This window comes from Lysinibacillus sp. FSL K6-3209 (assembly GCF_037976175.1).
Classification (GTDB): domain Bacteria; phylum Bacillota; class Bacilli; order Bacillales_A; family Planococcaceae; genus Lysinibacillus; species Lysinibacillus sphaericus_D.
The window spans coordinates 4,313,783-4,329,083 of sequence record NZ_CP150264.1 but is presented as its reverse complement, the minus strand read 5'-3'; the positions used below and the strand labels follow the sequence as shown (position 1 = coordinate 4,329,083).

The window sequence follows — 15,301 nt, the reverse complement described above, 5'->3', positions numbered from 1 at the left end:
ATATAGTCGATTAAGGTATTGCAAGGATTTCAATTCTTTGTATCAAAGGGGGCTCTAAAGTGATGAGCCCCTTCATTTCTAAACAATGCTTCATCTATTGTATATGGGAAGATGCAAGAGGTGGCTAGAAGAAGACATAAATAAGGTTAAGAAAGTAGGAGTTCAATGCAAAATTTGCTTACCAGTGCCTCAATGAAAAAAAGTGTTTTTATTATTTGTTGTGTGTTGCTGATAATGGCATTTATGTTAAGTGTAGCTCTTGGTCAAACATCAATACCATTTCGATTAGTGTATGATGCTTTTTTCAACTATGATGCATCAAATGCGGAGCATGTAATCATTCGAACATCTCGTTTCACTAGAGCTGTTGTTGCTACTGTAGTTGGAGCAAGTCTTGCAATAGCAGGGGCTTTAATGCGTGCTTTGACGAGAAATCCTTTAGCCGCACCAGATATTTTAGGTGTTAACGCAGGCGCATTATTTTTTATTGTTTGTGCAATTACATTTTTTTCTATGGACTCGTTAATCCATTATATGTGGGTTGCTTTTTTAGGAGCTGGTGTTGCGGGTGTTCTTGTTTTTTTCTTAGGGTCTTTAGGAAGAGACGGCTTAACGCCAATCAAAATTGTGCTAGCAGGTGCTGCTATTTCGGCATTGTTTGTCTCGTTTACACAGGGATTGTTGGTGATTGATGAGCAGGGTATACAAAGTGTGCTTTTTTGGCTTGCGGGTTCTGTTTCAGGGAGAGATTTGAATATGTTACTACCTGTATTACCATTCATTGTAATAGGTAGTAGTGTGGCCTTTTTAATGGGGCGTTCCATCAATATTTTGCAGTCAGGAGATGATATTGCGAAAGGCTTAGGGCAACGCACGATTTTAACAAAGGTTGTTATGGGTATTATTGTTATCCTGCTTGCTGGGGGATCAGTCGCAGTTGCTGGCTCCATTGGCTTTATCGGCTTAATCGTGCCTCATATGGCGATGGGCTTAGTAGGTACAGATTATCGCTGGATAATTCCGTTTAGTGCAGTTATTGGTTCAACATTGCTACTGTTGGCAGATATTGCAGCTCGCTTTGTGATTATGCCGTTAGAAATGCCCATTGGTGTTATGACAGCATTTATTGGTGCACCCTTCTTCATTTATATAGCACGAAGGGGGTTAGCTAAAAATGCATAATTATATAACGGTAAGAACGAAATCAAATAAAATATCTTTTCAACTATCAAAAAAAGTAGCAATGGTTACTATCATTCTTTGTATATTGCTTTGTGGCATGATCTTGCTTGCGCTTTCGGTAGGGAGTGATTTTATACATCCAGTGACTGTACTAAAGGAATTGTTTGGCTACGGTACAGGTGAATATTTATTTACACTCCAAACGTTACGACTTCCTAGAGTATTGCTTGCCGTGCTAGTTGGTATGGCGCTTGCTGTATCAGGGTTAATATTACAGGGCATTATTCGAAATCCTTTAGCTGCACCGGATATTATTGGTGTAACAAGTGGTGCATCAGTAGGTGCAATGTTATTTCTTACATATGCAACGGTGAGCATACACTACTTACCATTAGCGGCCATTATAGGAGCGGGAGTAGTATCGGCTATTATCTATCTGTTGTCTTGGAATAAGGGTGTCACGCCTATACGAATGGTGTTAATCGGTATTGGGATTTCGGCACTTACGAAAGGGATAGTGACAATGCTGATTGTCATGGGTGAAGAAGTACGCACAACAAGAGCTTATATATGGCTTACAGGTAGTTTGTATGGGGCAAATATGCAGGATGTTTACTTATTACTACCGTGGGTGATTGTTTTAAGTATCTTCACTTTTGTCATGGCAAGAGTCATCAGTGTAAAAGAATTAGGTGATGATGTTGCAGTAGGTGTAGGGGTACAGGTACAAGTTTACCGATTATTGTTCTTGTTGATTAGTGTTATGTTAGCTGGCACTGCCGTTGCCTTTGTAGGAGGAATAGCATTCGTCGGATTAGTAGCACCTCATATTAGTAGAATGCTGGTGGGCCGTTCATTTGCCGCACTTATTCCGATTTCTGCAATGGTCGGAGCCATTATCGTAATTTTTGCAGACATTGTTGGTCGTACACTATTTTTGCCAAAAGATTTACCAGCAGGTGTATTTACTGCTGCAATTGGTGCGCCATTTTTTATTTATTTACTGTTCCGTACAAGAAATCAACATTCATAACACGTTTAGAAATGAACGATACATGATACATAAGGAACATTTTTATATAGATTCTTATGTAGCAGTACAATATGAGAAAGAGGTGTAACGATTTTGAATAATGTACTAGAGGCGAATGCATTAACAGTTACCTATGGGAATGCCAATATACTTGAGGATTTACATTTACAAGTACCAGAGGGGAAAATTACGGTTTTAGTTGGTGCAAATGGCTGTGGCAAGTCGACATTATTACGGACATTTGCACGCCTTATAAAACCGAAAGATGGACATGTATTATTAGACGGTGAAAAAATACGAGATTTATCGACAAAAGCAGTTGCAAAACGATTAGCGATATTGCCACAAGGACCAATAGCGCCTGAAGGTTTAACGGTTTTACAGTTGATTAAACAAGGTAGGTACCCGCATCAAAGCTGGATTAAGCAATGGTCGAAAGAAGATGAGCAGATTGTCAATCAAGCATTGGAAGCAACGCAGATGACACCATTTGCCAATAGCCCTGTTAATGCATTATCTGGAGGTCAACGCCAGCGGGCATGGATTGCGATGACATTGGCACAAAAGACAGACTTGATTTTATTGGATGAGCCAACAACTTATTTAGATATGGCACACCAAGTAGAAATTTTAGATTTATTGTTCGATTTAAATAGCAAAGAAAATCGTACAGTTGTTATGGTTTTGCATGACTTAAATTTAGCCTGTCGTTATGCGCATCATATCGTGGCTGTGCGCGATAAAAAAATTTATGCACAAGGAAGACCAGATGAGATTATAACAATTGATTTAGTAAAGGATGTATTTGGCATGGGTTGCACAATTATGAACGATCCTCTTTTTGGCACACCGTTATGTGTACCGCATGGAAAGGGCATCAAGTGCTGTCTTAGAGCTTAAGCAGGAGGAACTTTTATGTTACATGTACCGAATGATAACCGACTAACGCCGACAGATATTGCTATTCTGACAGAGAACTATCGTTTCACGGAGACAAATTTGCCCGCTTCGTCCTATTCAATCTCATCCAAGGATTTGCTGTGTGGAGAGCAGTGCCGTCAATATCTACAAACCATTTCGCCTATTTTTAATTCTACTTCTTTAATAACAACAGCTTCTTTATTTGGAAAGCGCTATAGCGTATTAGCAATGGCGACACCTCTATTTGCCATGTCAATGCTCCAAAAGGGGATAAATATGTCGATTGACAATGTTCGTGTGGAGTCAAGCTATCAGGAAGATTTATGGCTCCCGAAAATAGCGCTGGTAGATGCACAAGTAATTCTACCAATAAGCAGAGCGGAATGGAGAGACCAAATCCTCCAATCGTTATTTGCTGATAATATGACAAAGGTATGGAAGGCGCTGTCGACTACTGCTAAAGTTTCAAAGGCGGTTTTATGGGAGCATGCGGCTATGTATGTGCACTGGTTTTATGAAACGCAATTTCGCCAAGGGGCAAGTGAAAGGGAAATCGCCTTTTTAGAAGAAGACTATCAGTACATTATGACGGAAGCTCCAGGTGAAATTTTTGGCGAACGTAAAAATCCGTTTACGCGATATAATACGCCAAAAGTTATGACTAGAGGCACCGACAAGCCTATTAGACTACGTAAAACTTGTTGTTATTATTATTTAACCTCTGAAGAAGAACATGATTATTGTATATCATGCCCCAAAATGCCAACGTAAAATAAATGGTTTTCATCTCTATTGTAGAGTGAATGAAACTTTCCTTTCTTTAAAAGCTGATAATTGATGCTAAGGCACAAGAAAATGCCACCTTGTGCCCGTGCATTAATTATAGGAAGTAAGCATTGAAATCCCCACATTACTTGAATTTAAACCACGCATTAGTAGTAAGCGTTTCTTTTTTCTCCTAAATTGTGGATTATTTTTTTAACATTAACTTGTAAATTGAAGCGTACATTGTTATTATATAATTGATAATGATAATCGTTCTCAATTATTTTTCGTGGGAGGAGTAGGTTTGACACAACAGCAAATAAGCAATTTACAAAATCAAATCATTATAAAGAAAGCACAGGAAATGGGCATAGTTTGTACACCATTACTTGCAGATTGTGAGGATTTTTTAGAACTATCTTATAAAGACAAAACAGTTATTATCAATAAATCAAGGTCTCATCAATTGTTGTTGATAAGTGGATTGTTAGCACAAAATAAGGAAGCGACAAACAAATTATTAGCAAGGAATAAACTACCTATTACCGATACGCTTATTGTAGAGGAAGTTGGAGACCCAGCTATTCAATTTTTAACAAAGAATAAAACGGTTGTAGTGAAACCTATTAATGCTAAATGTAGTTTAGGTGTAACCATTGGCATTAAGACGCTAGAGCAATTAGAGCAAGCAGTGATAGTTGCTAAACAATATAGTCAAAAGATTATGCTTCAAAGATATGTAGTTGGACATGATTATCGCGTGTTAGTAATAGATGGTGAGATGATTGGTGTTTTAGAATACCGATCAGCTTTTATAGAAGGTGACGGCTATTCGACTATTCGCCAATTGCTAGAGGATTTAAATGATAAGCAATTGAAAAAAAACACGCTTGAGCCTGAAAATGATCAAGCAATCGAAGCAGAATCGATAGACTTGCAAAATATGTTACATCGGAAGGGGCTTACGCTTGATGATGTTTTAGTAAAGGGTCAACAAGTAGAGTTATTTGTGGATGACAATATGTTAGTAACGGACTTTTATGATGTTATAACAGATCGCACAGCAGATATTTGTCCTGAAAATATTGAGATGGCGATTCGTGCAGCCAAAGCATTGCAAATTGACGTGGCAGGCATCGACATTCGATGTTTACATATTGATAAACCGTTAGATCAAACAAATGGCGTCATTTTAGAAGTAAATGCCTTGCCAGATTTGGTGGACCCCTCGAATTATTTTACAAAAAGCACGAAAAATGCAGCTGAATCATATTTAACCTATCTATTAGATATAGAAAAGGAGCAGTGACAACATGGCAACAGAGAATGTTCAAGAAGAATATTTGATGTTTCAAAAGGAGCGTGAATCCAATGCAAGAGCCTATTCACGACATTTCCCATTTATTTTACAAAAAGCGCAAGGTGTGGTTGTGACAGATGTAGAAGGCAAACAGTATTATGATTGTTTAGCTGGAGCGGGTACATTGGCCTTAGGGCATAATCATGATGTCATCATAGCAGCTATCAGGGAAGTATTGGATCAACAAATACCACTTCATACATTGGATTTAGCAACACCGTTAAAAATAGAATTTATGAAAGAAATCTTCTCTGTATTGCCAGAGGAAATGAAGCATACCGCAAAAATACAATTTTGTGGCCCGACTGGAGCAGATGCGGTCGAAGCAGCTATTAAATTAGTGAAACATGCTACAAAAGGCAAATCTATTTTAGCTTTTCAAGGGGGATATCATGGCTCCACACAAGCAACGATGTCCATGAGCGGTAATTTATCTAAAAAACAGCATTTGCAAAGCTTACTGCCAGATGTACATTTTCTACCATTCCCCTATGAATTTAGATGCCCATTTGGTGTGGGAAATGGTATGACTGCAACGATTAGTGCACAATATATCGAGCATTTATTGGACGATTGTGAAAGTGGTGTAGCTAATCCATGCTGTGTAATTGTAGAAACGGTACAAGGAGAGGGAGGTGTTGTTCCAGCGGATGTAATATGGCTACAGCAATTGCGAAAAATAACTGCAGAACGAAATATCCCGTTAATTATTGACGAAGTACAAGCAGGGATAGGGAGGACTGGAAAGATGTTTTCATTTGAGCATGCAGGCATTATTCCAGATGTAATTATATGCTCAAAAGCGATTGGTGGTAGCTTACCAATGTCTGTCGTCATTTATCAGGAAGCTTTAGATCAATGGCAGGCAGGTGCGCATACAGGCACGTTCCGAGGAAATCAATTAGCAATGGCAACAGGATTAGCAACATTAAAATATGTGCGCGAACAGCGTGTATTGCAAAATGTTGAAGAAAGAGGTGCCCAATTTTTTGAAGGGTTGCATCAATTGCGACGACTATACAGTGAGATTGGTGATGTTCGTGGCAGAGGATTAATGATAGGTGTAGAAATTGTTAATCCTAATAAGCCGTTCGATCGTCTTGGACACTATCCTCCAGATGGCGAATTAGCCGCTATGATTCAAAAAAAATGCTTTGAAAATGGATTAATTATTGAAGTAGGTGGACGTAAGGGGGCAGTACTAAGATTTTTACCACCTCTTATCATCAATAAAACTGAAACAGAAAAAGTATTAGATATTTTTGCTGAATCTGTACAACAAGCGGTTGAGCTGTATGCATTATGTTAAACATTCAAGCTATGAAGAGACATTCAGCCTTACTTGCCGTTTTTATTGCTGCCTTTTCACTCGTACTTACAAATAGTTCCTTTAATATTTTATTACCGAGCTTTATGCAGCTATATGGCATTAGTGCTAGTTCGGCTGGTTGGGTCATTTTAGCATATCTATTATCAATGACTATTACGATGCCTCTAACACCATTTGTCGTAGACCGCTTAGGCAGAAAAAGGGCGTATATTGCTGGTGTTGCAATATACGGACTTTCTTCTATTATAGGTGGACTATTCGATCAATATGTTCAAGTGGTGTTGATTGTCCGCAGTCTTCATGGCATTGCAGGTGGCATCATGATTCCACTATCCCTCAGTTTATTGTTTGATGTTTACGAGAAAGAAGTACATGGACGAGTGGCGGGGATTTGGGGAATACAGCTAACAGTTGCGTCCATTATTGGTCCAACTGTTGGAGGGCTTATTATTCAATTTGGTCAATTACAATATCTATTTTGGCTGAATGTTCCTTTTGCAATTGTATCGTTGTGTTTATGTGCTACTCAAATTGATTCATATCAAGCTATGCGCAAAAAAGAGATGGATTTGTTCGGCATTATTTACATGGTACTAAGTATTTTACTGCTAAGTGTCAGCATTCAACTGCTTCTAAAGCAGGTTCTTCCTACTTGGCTATTAGTCATAATGCTAGTGGGTGGTTTGCTTTTATTGATGCGATTTATTCAGTTAGAAAATAAGAAAATCGAGCCGCTATTAAATTATAAGTTATTACAACGCAAAACAATCTTCGCCATCACGGTGCTAATTGCTGCAATACAAGATGTCGTGATGCTTGGGGCAGTTTTTGTATTACCACTACTATTTCAGGAAGTATATCAACTCCCATCTTCAGCAGTAGGTGCGATGTTCATTCCTACGGCCATTTTTACAAGTTTGTTTATGTGGTTGGGAGGACATTGGATGGATAAAGGGAAATCCAAAAATTTTATAGTAGTCGGCATCGTGATTGTCGCCATATCTATTATCTCCTTTTCCCTTTTACCAAAGTCTGTATCCATATTCGTATTGATTTTGTTGATGATTGGCAGGGGGATAGGCGGAGGTCTTTCGAATATGACTGTCACAACAATTGGTCTTCATACACTTTCGCAAGAGGAGTTACACGAAGGCTCAGCTTTAGCGAGTACGATTGAACGGTTTTCTTCGTCGTTTGCAGTCATGCTATTAACGATTTATTATGACTTCAGATGGAGCATGTTAATAAATGCAGGTCTTTCCGTAGCAGACGCAAAATGGATGGCAATTAAAGAGGAATGTGTGATTTTAGGGAGCATCATGTTGGTTACTGTTCCTTTTGTATTATATATAACAAGAAAGAGAGTTGACATTGGTGTTCATTAAAGAAAGTGCTTTGCAAAGTCATCATGAAAAGCAAGCCGCTATTTATAGTTGTAAAGTGTTGTTAAATTGTTATTTGCGAGAATGCTGTGAGAATCAAAGAAAGCTACTGAAGGTTAATAGACAGGATCATACATTTTCTCTACATTTTCAAGCAAGTCATGAAACGATTATTGGCAAGTTTACTTTTTATTCGCCAAATGGTGAGCATGAATATGCGTATTTTTCCTTGCAAAATGGCCAAGCTTTAAGCTTTACCTTCCTAGCTTCATTAATTGTTCAGGAATACTTGCAACACAATAAAGCCATCACACATGACCATGTACAAGATTTTATAGTTAGAGTGGAAAATAGTTATCGCAACATGGCTGTATTTTTGAAACATGCAACAAGCAACTTTATAAATGACTACTTATCTTCCGAACAATCACTTATATATGGTCATCCTTTCCATCCATATCCCAAAAATACTGTTGGCTTTACATCACGGGAAGTAGCAACCTATTGCCCTGAATTACGTACTTCCTTTCCGCTTTGTTATATTGCTGTTCGATATGACATCTTTCAAGAAACGTGGGTCACTGAAAGTGCAGCGCATGAATTTTTGCAAAAGTTTGAATACGATGTTCGCCAGCAATTAGAATTTGATGATGATAATTATCGCATATTGCCGATGCATCCTTGGCAATATGCTTATGTGCAAACGCTAGAGGCAGTGCAAGAATATGAAAGACAACAAAAAATTAGATTTTTAGGAAGTAGTGGTCCTATTTGTTATCCTACATCATCTGTTCGAACAGTCTATATTCCGCAATTTAAATGTAATTTGAAGCTGTCTCTGTCAATTCAAATTACTAATATGATTAGGATTAATAGCCAAGAGCAAATGACAAGAACATTAGATGCGGCGCATTATTTGTTAGCACATGATTGTTTTATAGAAGAGCAATCTACAAAGGTTCTTTATGAGACAGGTGTCTGCACGTGCCGTTTTGAAGAGGAAGCCTTAACAGCTTTATTTACGATGGCGTATCGACCAATGGTGCTAGATGAAAAATCCACTTATGTTGTTGCTAGTTTAGTAGAAGCGCCCATTCAAGGGAAGCCTTGTCGACTTTATGAATGGTTGAAAGGGCAGAATGTGGAGCAATGGTTTCGACAATATATAACGATTTCTTTATTGCCCATTGTTAGACTCGCTGATAAAAAGGGCATTCACTTTGAAGCCCATTTACAAAATACGCTTATAACGCTTCGGGAAGGGAAACCACATATTTTTTGGATACGGGATTTAGAAGGCGTAAGTATCGAACAAGAAAAAGTAGCTACACAGAGCCAAGCACAAGGACCTTTGTTTTATGAAAAAAAACAGGCGTGGTCAAGGACAAAGTATTATTTCATGGTAAATCATCTAGGGTCATTTATACATGCGCTTGCTAGAGATTTTCAGTTAAGTGAAGCCCATTTTTGGCAAATTGTACGAGAAATGCTACTTGAAGAATGGGAACAAACACAGAATGAGCTAGTAGCCCATCTGTTAACGACATCTGTATTTTATGCTAAGAAAAATTTGTATAGCTGTTTAATTGGCAAAAGTGAAACACCAGAATATGTTGCAGTTAAAAATGCTATGTATAAGGGGAATGAAATGTATGAAATTGATGACAGCTTTCATGCCAGTAAGTGAAGCATCCTATAAGGCAGTACAGGAGCGATTGAAGTGCCAAACGTTAGAGGCATTGCTTTTTGAGGAAATTATTCCAGTAACGAAAAATGGAAAAGAGTATACCTTCCAAGGACTAAACGTTCAAGGAGAGACGATCCTTTATACATGTGAAGTAGTGGAAAAATGGTCATTCGGTCGAGTGAAAGTAAAACCATATTCCATTAAAAGAGACGGAGATGCCAGTGTCAATATTTATACTTTTCTGGAAGAAGTCGTTCAGCAGACATTGGACGGTCAGCATACGAAGACATTTGTTCAGGAGTTATTGGAGACCTTTGTGAAGGATAGTCAGGCAAAGAGCAATCAGCCACCGTCAATACCAGTGGAAGATTTGCACTATGAGGCATTGGAAAGCCACATGATTGATGGTCATCCGTATCATCCAAGCTATAAATCCCGAGTTGGTTTTACTTTGGCAGATAATCATTTGTATGGTCCTGAATTTAATCAGGATATCGCGTTGACTTGGCTTGCTGTTCGTCGGCATTTTGTAGATATTGCCGTATTAGAACCAACTGCAATCAATGAGATGTATCAGCATCATTTACAGCCAGAGGAGTTAGCGCATTTTAAACAACAATTACGAGCGCAAATAGAGGAAGATGAACAAGCTTATGTTTTTCTCCCCGTTCATCCGTGGCAATTCGAACATATTATAGCGACAGTATTTTACCCACAAATAGCTGATAAGACGATTATTATATTAGGGAAATCGGATAGCTCATATCGAGCACAGCAATCCATTCGCTCGTTATCCAATCGCCATAGTGCACAAGCGAGTTATTTAAAATTACCTCTTAGCATTACAAATACATCTACTAGCCGTATTTTAGCGCATCATACGACACAAAATGCGCCTATTATTAGTGCTTGGCTAGATCGAGTCATTAAAAGTGATGAATACTTGAAAAATTGCCAGTTTGAAATTTTAAAAGAGACCATCGGGGTTTCTTTCCGCTATCAAAAATTATCTGTTATGCAATATGCAGTGGCTTATGGAACTTTAGGTGTAATCCATCGAGAAAATATTGCGCAATACTTGCAAGAAGATGAACAAGCTTGGCCTTTAAATGCATTGATGCATAAGCAAAAAAACGGCGAGGCGTTTATTCAGCAGGCGATTGCATTATATGGGGTAGAAAAATGGAGCCGAGCCTTAATCGAAACGGTTGTAACGCCAATTGTTCATTTACTCTATGTCCACGGAATTGCGTTAGAGTCTCATGCGCAAAATATTATTCTTGTTTTAAAAAATAATTTTCCGCATCGAATTATTGTTAAGGATTTACATGATGGCGTGAGGTTTTGTTCTTCAGAGCTCCTTCATCCGGAATGGGAGCCAAAGTTAAATCCAGAGCCTGCCACACATCGGCAATTTAATCGTTATTCGTTTTTAAAAACGGCTAAAGCTTCGGAGGTAAGAGATTATACTTTTGATGCTTTCTTCTTTATCTGTATGACTGAACTTTGTTTTACGCTTGAGGAGTTTGGATTGCGGGAAGAGGATTTCTGGCGCATATGTACGGAAGTTATTTTAACTTATCAACAACAACACCCTCAATATAAAGAACGTTTTCAAACGTTTGATTTATTTGCTGCTGATGCTTTAATCGAGGAAATGACAAAAAGACGTATTTATGGTGATCAAACATTGTATTTTAGAAAGGCTCAAAATCCTTTATTACAGGCATTGGAGTTTTTGAAAAATGAAGAAAAATAAATTGAAGGATAAAATAACACGTCAACAAACGGTGTATGGTTTATTTGTTTCGATTCCTCATCCAAGTGTAATCGAATTAATTGGTCACGCTGAATTTGATTTTGTCATTATTGATTTAGAGCATACGACGATTGATTTAGAAATATTGGAAAATATGATTCGTGCAGCAGAGCTACTCGATATAACCCCACTTGTAAGAATTGCAGAAATTGAACGCACGTCGCTATTAAAAGTATTGGATTGTGGGGCACAGGGTATTGTCATTCCACATGTAAGTTGCAAAGAGCAAGTCGAACAGGTTATTGAGTATAGTTATTATCATCCCATTGGGCACCGGAGTTTAAATAGTGGCCGCCCTGCTGCTTTTGCCAAAGAACCTTTAACTGAGTATATTGCTGTCGCCAATGAAGAAATTATGATTATTCCAATGATTGAAAGTATAGAAGGCATTCGTAATTGTAAGGATATTTTATCACTACCACATGTCGGATTTGTTTTGGAAGGAGCGGCGGATTTATCGCAATCGTTAGCCGTACCTTGGCAAATTGAACATCCCAAAGTGCAGAATGCTATTGAAGCGTTATATGACATTGTAAAAGCGTGTCATATACCGTATGCGACTGTTTCGAGAGAGAAGGATCAGCATCGACGGTGGGCTGACAAAGGTGTCCGCATCTTTGTGCTAGGGGATGACCGAAATACAGCGTTTCGAGCATATCGACAAAAGAAGATGGACTATCAAAATATAACAGGAGGTCTATATGAGTGATTCGTTACTAGCTGTTATTCAATCATTAAATACTAATAAAACAGCGCCTGTTTGTGCTTATATTTACGACCTAGATGGTATTCAAGCACATGTAAAACAACTGCTTCAAACTTTGCCAAAGCAAACATTTTTGTTTTATGCGATTAAAGCAAATCCAGATCAACGAATCATCAAAGCCCTTTTACCATATGTTCGTGGCTTTGAAGTCGCCTCCATCGGAGAATTAGAAAATGTTCGTGCAGTGTCCGAAGATGTACCAATCTTATTTGGCGGACCTGGAAAAAAGGATGCTGAATTGGAGATGGCTATACGTCAAAAGGTCACATATCTTCATGTCGAAAGTTTATTAGAATTGCGACGTATTCAAATGCTCGCACAAAAATTAAATAAAAAAGTCGATATTTTATTGCGCATAAATTTACGTACAAATGCACTTCCTGAAACAAAAATTACGATGGGAGGTACTGCCAGTCCATTTGGCTTGGACGAATCGGATATTCAACAAGCGGTCGCACTTGTACGACAAGACCCATTACAGCTTGTACAAATTAAAGGTTTCCATTTTCACTCATTATCCAATAATGTGCATGCGGCATTACATGTAGAAATGGTACGACTTTATGTGCAAAAAGCACTTGAATGGCAACGTTTGTATCAATTAGATGTGCAAGTACTGAATGCTGGGGGTGGATTTGGTGTTTCCTATAATGAAAATGAAGGACCATCTTTTGACTGGCAACAATTTACGTCCTTATTACAAGCTAGTAATATTTTGCAAGATTTAAATGGCATCCAACTCTTTTTTGAGCCTGGGAGATTTCTCGTTGCTGATTATGGCTTTTATGCTACAGAAATACTAGATATTAAACAGTCCCATCAACAGTTTTTTGCCGTTGTAAGAGGTGGCACACATCATAATAGATTGCCAGCCTCATGGGGACATAATCAACCATTTCGGCTTTATGCTAGTGAGACGTGGACGTATCCATTCCAACGACCTAGCTTGCACAATAAGAAGGTCCATCTTGTTGGGGAATTATGCACGCCAAAGGATCGATTGCATACAGATGCTTTTATGTCTTGCATTCGTGTAGGGGATATTGTCATCTTTGAAAAATCAGGTGCATATTGTTGGACAATTTCACATCATGATTTTCTTGGTCATCCTCATCCAGCATTTTATTATATCGAAGGAGGACATATCCAATGATTGTACAGCAAAGTGTATCAGCAAGTGACAGAGCTACACAAATTATTATGAAGGACTTAATGGATGCATTTTTAGTCGAACAGTTCTTTAACGGGGATACGTATTCAAAGCAATCCCTACAAGATGTAACGAAAGAAATAGGCGCTTTATTTGCACATTATCAATCACATGAGGTAGAGGTCTATATAGGAAACTTTTGTTTTCTTGTTGAAAAAAGCTTTAAGCAGGGTGAGCAATGGGTGCTTCATTCTCCTATTTATCGACAAGTGGCTGGACAGTGGCAGTTAATCGTTTCAATTGAAGAGCTTGCCACATCCATTTTGCAGACTAGTCTCTCTGCCAAAGCCTACCAGCATCCAGCGGTGGCAGATTTCTTAAAGGGGCTACTAGTAGCTGTTGAGCAATTAACATTAAGTATAGAACAAATGAATAATTATGATGCTTCTGCTCCTCAAACAGCCTACCAATGGCATGTCAAAGGAGAGCTGATTGCTTCGTTTCGAGATCGTCCATTTCATCCACTTGCAAAGGCTAAGATAGGATTTTCAGCGCAAGATTATCAACAATATATGGCGGAATTTGATCAACCCATTTCGCTTCGTTGGGTCGCTATTCGTCATGATGTGATCGTAAAAGGTAATGAACAAACACCTATCCAATGTTTTGATTTACTTGAGGACAAGCAAAAGTATGAAATAACGCAAGAATTTGAACGACGAGGTTTACGGCAAAGTGAATACACGATGATGCCTGTGCATCCATGGCAGTTACAAAACATTATTTTAAAAGATTTTCAGCAGGAGCTAGCTGATGGAACGATGGTTATATTAACAGCAAAAGCAGGCGATTTGTGTGCCACTTCATCCTTCCGTTCTTTAGCTTTTAATCAACCGTCAAGCAGGATGCTAAAACTACCAGTAAGTGTACTTTCTTTAGGTGCATCGAGATATTTGCCTGTTGTTAAGTTGTTAAATGGTCTAGCAGGTGAAAAGTTGCTGCGACAAGCCATTTCTTGCGACCCTATATTAACGGAAAAGGTCATTTTATGCGAAGAACAAAATTGGTGGGGGTATATGCCTGAAACAATGGGGCTTTTTGATGACCATCCCCGTCATCTAGCGGCGCAAATACGTATTTATCCAAAGCAGCTTTTAGATGCGAACTATAAAATCATTCCGATGTCATCTTTAGCCGTAAATTTAAAAGGTCATCATTATTTAGATGAACTCTTCGGCCAGCCTTTAACAAAACAGCAAGTAATTGATTTTTATACAGAAATGGTAACGATGTTTTATGAAATTGCCATGCGATTATTCAAAGTAGGGGTTTTGCCTGAAATACATGGTCAAAATTGCTGTCTGGTATTAAAGAATAATCAAATCCATCGTTTATTGTTCAGAGACCATGACTCCGTACGTCTTCATATGCCTTATTTAGAACGCCATCATATTCAAGATCCACAGTATTATATTCGACCAGGTTATTCCAACAGCTTATATAACGAAAGTGTGGAGAAGCTGATTTTCTATATTCAATCATTAGGGACACAAGTAAATTTAGCTTCCATTATGGAGGCACTTGCACAAGTATATTCTATTTCTGAGCGAACTTTATGGTATACGACGAAGCAGGCGTTAATGAAGGCTGTAACAGTTGTTGATATTCCAGCAGCAGATAAAGTAAGGTTATGGAAAGTTTTATTTGAGCAACAACAATGGCCAGTAAAACTGATTATTCGTCCGCTGTTAGAGGCGGATGGTGTGCCAGGGGCGATGCCTTCTGGAAAAGGGCAAGGGTATAATCCATTTTGGAATTTATAATGTGAATTATATTGCTCAAAATTGGTTGGGATTTTGCATATGCTCCTACGATTGGGTACATTCTGACAATAAGTTGCATAGAA

12 protein-coding genes are annotated in these 15,301 nt (G+C 38.4%); all 12 read left to right on the top strand.

Going from position 1 to position 15,301, the window contains the following annotated elements:
* The first annotated feature begins 165 nt into the window (after nt 1–165).
* Nucleotides 166–1,182: an iron ABC transporter permease gene (locus MHH88_RS21055; RefSeq protein ID WP_103977789.1), complete on the top strand. Its 1,017-nt coding sequence runs from the start codon at nt 166–168 to the stop codon at nt 1,180–1,182.
* Nucleotides 1,175–2,215 carry an iron ABC transporter permease gene (locus MHH88_RS21050; RefSeq protein WP_339260503.1) on the top strand — a complete coding sequence of 347 codons (1,041 nt, stop codon included), beginning with the start codon at nt 1,175–1,177 and terminating at the stop codon, nt 2,213–2,215. The genes MHH88_RS21055 and MHH88_RS21050 overlap by 8 nt, the downstream gene beginning before the upstream one ends.
* Nucleotides 2,216–2,308: 93 nt before the next feature.
* On the top strand, nt 2,309–3,115 hold the full coding sequence (locus MHH88_RS21045; protein ID WP_069508202.1) for an ABC transporter ATP-binding protein: 807 nt from the start codon (nt 2,309–2,311) through the stop codon (nt 3,113–3,115).
* A gap of 15 nt (nt 3,116–3,130) precedes the next feature.
* Entirely contained in the window at nt 3,131–3,907 is a 777-nt protein-coding gene (locus tag MHH88_RS21040; protein ID WP_339260501.1) for an IucA/IucC family C-terminal-domain containing protein, read from the top strand.
* Between the two features lie 298 nt (nt 3,908–4,205).
* Complete coding sequence (locus MHH88_RS21035; RefSeq protein ID WP_339260499.1) at nt 4,206–5,210, top strand: hypothetical protein; 1,005 nt, start codon at nt 4,206–4,208, stop codon at nt 5,208–5,210.
* Between the two features lie 4 nt (nt 5,211–5,214).
* Nucleotides 5,215–6,570 (top strand): diaminobutyrate--2-oxoglutarate transaminase, encoded by a 1,356-nt coding sequence (locus tag MHH88_RS21030; RefSeq protein ID WP_339260497.1) that lies wholly within the window; start codon nt 5,215–5,217, stop codon nt 6,568–6,570.
* Between the two features lie 11 nt (nt 6,571–6,581).
* A complete protein-coding gene (locus tag MHH88_RS21025) occupies nt 6,582–7,976 on the top strand; it encodes an MFS transporter (protein WP_339260495.1) in 1,395 nt (464 codons plus the stop codon).
* Nucleotides 7,966–9,660 carry an IucA/IucC family protein gene (locus tag MHH88_RS21020; RefSeq protein WP_339263146.1) on the top strand — a complete coding sequence of 565 codons (1,695 nt, stop codon included), beginning with the start codon at nt 7,966–7,968 and terminating at the stop codon, nt 9,658–9,660. The genes MHH88_RS21025 and MHH88_RS21020 overlap by 11 nt, the downstream gene beginning before the upstream one ends.
* Nucleotides 9,626–11,419 (top strand): IucA/IucC family protein, encoded by a 1,794-nt coding sequence (locus tag MHH88_RS21015; RefSeq protein WP_339260493.1) that lies wholly within the window; start codon nt 9,626–9,628, stop codon nt 11,417–11,419. The genes MHH88_RS21020 and MHH88_RS21015 overlap by 35 nt, the downstream gene beginning before the upstream one ends.
* Nucleotides 11,406–12,188, top strand: a complete 783-nt coding sequence (locus tag MHH88_RS21010) for an aldolase/citrate lyase family protein (RefSeq protein WP_339260491.1) — start codon at nt 11,406–11,408, stop codon at nt 12,186–12,188. Before MHH88_RS21015 ends, MHH88_RS21010 begins: the two co-directional genes overlap by 14 nt.
* Nucleotides 12,181–13,398 (top strand): type III PLP-dependent enzyme, encoded by a 1,218-nt coding sequence (locus tag MHH88_RS21005; RefSeq protein ID WP_339260489.1) that lies wholly within the window; start codon nt 12,181–12,183, stop codon nt 13,396–13,398. The genes MHH88_RS21010 and MHH88_RS21005 overlap by 8 nt, the downstream gene beginning before the upstream one ends.
* Nucleotides 13,395–15,218 (top strand): IucA/IucC family protein, encoded by a 1,824-nt coding sequence (locus MHH88_RS21000; RefSeq protein WP_339260488.1) that lies wholly within the window; start codon nt 13,395–13,397, stop codon nt 15,216–15,218. Before MHH88_RS21005 ends, MHH88_RS21000 begins: the two co-directional genes overlap by 4 nt.
* Nucleotides 15,219–15,301 lie beyond the last annotated feature (83 nt).

Coding starts and splice junctions, on each gene's coding strand:
- MHH88_RS21025 (WP_339260495.1), top strand. CDS start 6,582: ATGAAGAGACATTCAGCCTTACTTGCCGTTTTTATTGCTGCCTTTTCA.
- MHH88_RS21050 (WP_339260503.1), top strand. CDS start 1,175: ATGCATAATTATATAACGGTAAGAACGAAATCAAATAAAATATCTTTT.
- MHH88_RS21030 (WP_339260497.1), top strand. CDS start 5,215: ATGGCAACAGAGAATGTTCAAGAAGAATATTTGATGTTTCAAAAGGAG.
- MHH88_RS21005 (WP_339260489.1), top strand. CDS start 12,181: ATGAGTGATTCGTTACTAGCTGTTATTCAATCATTAAATACTAATAAA.
- MHH88_RS21040 (WP_339260501.1), top strand. CDS start 3,131: ATGTTACATGTACCGAATGATAACCGACTAACGCCGACAGATATTGCT.
- MHH88_RS21015 (WP_339260493.1), top strand. CDS start 9,626: ATGAAATTGATGACAGCTTTCATGCCAGTAAGTGAAGCATCCTATAAG.
- MHH88_RS21000 (WP_339260488.1), top strand. CDS start 13,395: ATGATTGTACAGCAAAGTGTATCAGCAAGTGACAGAGCTACACAAATT.
- MHH88_RS21055 (WP_103977789.1), top strand. CDS start 166: ATGCAAAATTTGCTTACCAGTGCCTCAATGAAAAAAAGTGTTTTTATT.
- MHH88_RS21010 (WP_339260491.1), top strand. CDS start 11,406: ATGAAGAAAAATAAATTGAAGGATAAAATAACACGTCAACAAACGGTG.